Below are 4,059 nucleotides of genomic sequence, written 5' to 3'. Positions count from 1 at the left end.
CAATCTCGCCATAGGGGCCGTACTGGAACCGGTCTGTCACTACTCCATCCTGATTGGTGATAGCAGTGGTGCTGCCACGGATGTCGAAGTGGTATGTCCGGTAGTCACCATTGGGCTCCTGGTGGCCAATCAGGCCGATACCATAGACGTAATAGGTTTCATTGCCGCTCGTGCTTTCAACCAGCAACTGACTGAGGTGGGCATGGGGATTGGTGACGTAATCGGTCCGCAACCCGTCTTCAATGGAAGCGATTCTGTTGTTTTCAGCGTCGTAGATATACTCGGTGTCACCGGCCTGAATCAGTCTGTTCCGGGAGTCATAGATATACTCCACCATCTGCCCATTTAAGGGGCCAAAGGTCATGTTTCCGTCAGCGTCATATTCCACATCTTGGCCGTCATAGGAAATGAGCCGGTTGCCCTGTCCGTAAACCATGGTCAGGCTGGTGAGGTCATAAAGCTGGGGTTCTACTGACGAAAGCTCCACTGTAACCTTACCGGTAGCATCATAGGTGTAGTCATACTGGTTGATGATATTGCCTATTGAATCGGTGTCCAGCTTCTGGATAATTTGCCCAGCATCATCATGGGTTATTGCCAGTTGACTGCCATTGGTGGATAACAAAGAGTAATTAAATCGCCTGGATCAATAAATAAGATAGGCAAATCTACTCCTGTTCTCCTTCATCCTTAAGAAGCTTTGCAAAAAAATCACTAAAACTATTCCACACGTCTGGTTTAGAAATAAATCTCATATCCTTTAATCTGCTAACTTCAACGGCATCACACCAAATTATAGAGGGCTGGTTTTCAGTATCTAAAACAATAAGGCTCTCAGGTGGTTCTGCTAAAACAATAAATCTCTCGGGAAGTTTAATGGTGTCCCTTAATCTTATCGTTTCGTCTATTATATTCTGAGAACTATCTCTACGACTAAAGGAGAGCACGCTAATACCACCTATAAACCCCCCACTATAGAATAGTGCAATTGCAGAGAAATCATTAGGCAGCTTTACTCCTAAGATAGCTTCAATTTCTTTTATATCTTTTTCTGAGACTCCATCATGAGGGTAATAATTCAGATATCTCGATTTAAGTTCTTCAAACATTTCCACACTAATCTCCCCCTACCTGTTATTAACACGCCATTGCCAATATTCCCTTGCGTCGACACTAAATGCGTTCCTGTTAACTGGATATACAGGATGAGGCACATTTTTACCAAACTGACTGTGCAATATTTCCTGCCCATACTTCCCAACGCCATGATATCTTGTGCTAGCCTCCGCCAAAGCTCCCCTTGCATTCTGCCCCATATGATGAAGCGTTCCAAAACTACCATCAGATAATTGAGGTGCTAATCCTCTTGCAGCTGCCTCAGCATTTGTTTTTCCAATAAATCTTTTATCACCAGTAGTCCTAACCATGTCCCAATTAATATCGTTTCTTTGGTAAACTTTATATGTTTGGTGTGTACCGCTTTTCCTTGTTGCCTTCCACGTAGCTTGTTTTGTGAAAACTCGCGTAGAATCTCCAGGTTTGTTGACCGCCCTACCGCTACTATTTGCCGCATTCAGCTGACCGGCTACTTGGCCAAGGGTAATAGCAGCAAATTCTAAATAATAATACATTGGATTGCCCTGCATCAGGCCATCCCTGATGACATTATAACCTGTAACTGTCTCACCGGCCCTGTTGAGGGCCAAAACACCAGTTCCGCCGGCGAACACGTGAGTCAGTACATTAGCAACTTTACCGATTGTTACTGCAGCCGTTGTAGAGAAACCGAGTTGAGCGGCAGAAACCCCTACACCTGCGAGCTGTATTTCCGTCTTGCTGTTTAGGGAAGCAATTACTTCAATGACAAAAATTTCCCGGATTATTAACAGGCAACTGGTTGGAAATAAACTGTCTTAACCTACCCAACAAGTTTCGCAGACTCAACCATGTAATTAGTCTCTTGTAAAGGTTACTCACTATTATCACATCCACTTAGTCCTCTAGCTTTTAGTGACATCTCGGCGTCAAAGCGCAAGATACTAATATCCATGGGGCGAGATTCAAGCTGATAGGTAGTTTTATTGCTCTATTGGAACAAACACAGGATTGTTAGAAGGAAAATCTCCAGGAAAGGCATCGCAGTATAACTCCCTGGAGAGGATACCATGTAAAAATTTCGTGACAGTCGTCTGATATTCATGGTAACAAGATGATCTGGTTTCGTATACAACTATTTTCCATGAATTAGGGCAACCACATGTATCCCAAAATATATCGTCACCATTGTCAGTGACCGCCCAGACTAACAACCCGTTTTCTTCAGGAAAAATATTGTGCTTATATTCTTTTGGAAAAGCATTCCTTAAATCAATATATGCTTTACCGATTATTTGGCTTTGTTTTATTAGGTTTAGATTCTCGTTTGTAGAAAACGGGTTAAGCACCCACAAAAAATCATCAATCGAACCTGTCCCGTACAGTGTAACGAATTCTTTATATTCCTCCGGTAGATGAGTACCTAGTTTAGCTTCTACAGTTGCCCACTTGCTATATTCGAGTACATCTGTACTTAGTGGAGCAGGTAAAATACTCTTTAGTCTTTCTATTGTCATAACCCAATTACTCCTTTTCATTGTCTGTTCAAGATCGAGAGTGCAAGATTAAAGCCCTTATCTCCTTGAGCAGTAATCGTAACACTTCTTGGCACCAAATTTGAGCCATGATAAATTGGCACCACGTTATAATTAATAACTTCACCACCTTCAACAGCTGTTCTAATCATTCTCTCATAACCTGACATCACAGGTGTATTTACTGGATTTTGATATAGAGTTACCAAGTTTCGAGGATCGTTCCCCGCACCACCAAGTTGTCTGCCAAGTAAGTGTCCTCTTGAATGAGTTTTCGCTCTTCCACCAAATCCTGGTGGGCGGATTGAACGAGAAGCCTGACTTCCTGTACCAATCATATCTTGTGTTATCCTAGCCCTAACGCCAGTAGGTCGCCCTAAGTGATCAAGGGTCCCATAGTCTATCGAACCTTGAGGCGTTCCTCCATGCCTAAGCGCTTTATTATGCACAAATACATCAATCTCAGAGACAAAGTATGTGTGCCAGTCCTTTACCTCGAAGTTGTAGACCTTCACCGGGTCTGCAAGCTGTATCCATTCCAGCTCAGTTATTTCAACTATCTCATCGGAGTGCAGCAGCAGCTGATCGCCAACTTCCAGATCTCCTGCCAGCACCCAGCCTTTATCCACTACCCAGAATGGATGCTCCTCGGTGGTTTCAATCTTCAGTTCACCAATATAGACATTCAGCAAGACATCCTTATCATGCACGAATGTATTGACAACCGACTTCAGGCCTTTTTCGCCAGTTTCAGGATTATAGGAATAGACCTCGTCCCCCACCTGAATTTCTTCAATCGGTTTATGTCCGTCTTTAGTAAGGATCAACGTGCCGCCAACAAAGCATGAGCCACTGCTTTGCCTTGCCAGGGCTGCTGCCTGCCGTGTTTGTGCAGCTCCTTTGACAAGCTGCACTGTCTTATTGACAGCAAAACCAACTCCCCCGGCCATAAACCCGGTAGAGAAGCCTTCAACAAAGCCCTGCTTTGCCCTCTCAAAAGCCCCTTGCCAACCGCCATCAATGTACCCTGAAATTCCACCGAGCACTGTTGGAACCACCGAATTAGCGACCCCGCTGATCGTGGCCACCTTTATTGCTGATGCCAAGACGGGAGCTGCTGCGCCTCCAGTTAGGACGGTGGCAACAGTTGCGGTAGCAATAGCAACCGTGCCTATAATTATTTTAGTTGCCGGACTGAGTTCGCTCACCCAGTTCGCTGCAGAACCAACCTTTTCGACGCCCCACTTGATACCTCTTCCGATTACAGGAACGCTGGTAATTTTTGAGTACAACCGGCTGAAGAAACCATCACCGGAGCTTTGCGTGCCGGTAACTCCCCCGCCAAGGAATAGACCGCCTAACCTGGCAAAAAGATTGCCGTAGATACTTGCCGAACTAAACTCAGGACTAAGACCGAAGGGATCCACCA

At 44.8% G+C, this 4,059-nt stretch carries 5 protein-coding genes; all 5 read right to left on the bottom strand.

Annotation, left to right across the window (positions count from 1 at the left end):
• The coding region (locus FH749_08705) for a hypothetical protein (protein ID MTI95554.1) at positions 1-625 on the bottom strand (625 nt) is incomplete at its 3' end.
• A gap of 43 nt (positions 626-668) precedes the next feature.
• Positions 669-1,109 (bottom strand): SMI1/KNR4 family protein, encoded by a 441-nt coding sequence (locus FH749_08700; protein MTI95553.1) that lies wholly within the window; start codon positions 1,107-1,109, stop codon positions 669-671.
• An 18-nt stretch (positions 1,110-1,127) separates the two neighbouring features.
• A complete protein-coding gene (locus FH749_08695) occupies positions 1,128-1,706 on the bottom strand; it encodes a hypothetical protein (GenBank protein MTI95552.1) in 579 nt (192 codons plus the stop codon).
• Between the two features lie 372 nt (positions 1,707-2,078).
• Positions 2,079-2,633, bottom strand: a complete 555-nt coding sequence (locus FH749_08690; GenBank protein ID MTI95551.1) for an SMI1/KNR4 family protein — start codon at positions 2,631-2,633, stop codon at positions 2,079-2,081.
• The coding region (locus FH749_08685) for a hypothetical protein (protein MTI95550.1) at positions 2,630-4,059 on the bottom strand (1,430 nt) is incomplete at its 5' end. The genes FH749_08690 and FH749_08685, both read right to left, overlap by 4 nt.

Source organism: Bacillota bacterium (genome assembly GCA_009711825.1).
GTDB lineage: Bacteria > Bacillota > Proteinivoracia > UBA4975 > VEMY01 > VEMY01.
The sequence above is the reverse complement of the archived record's forward strand: the minus strand, read 5'-3'. Positions and strand labels throughout refer to the sequence as shown.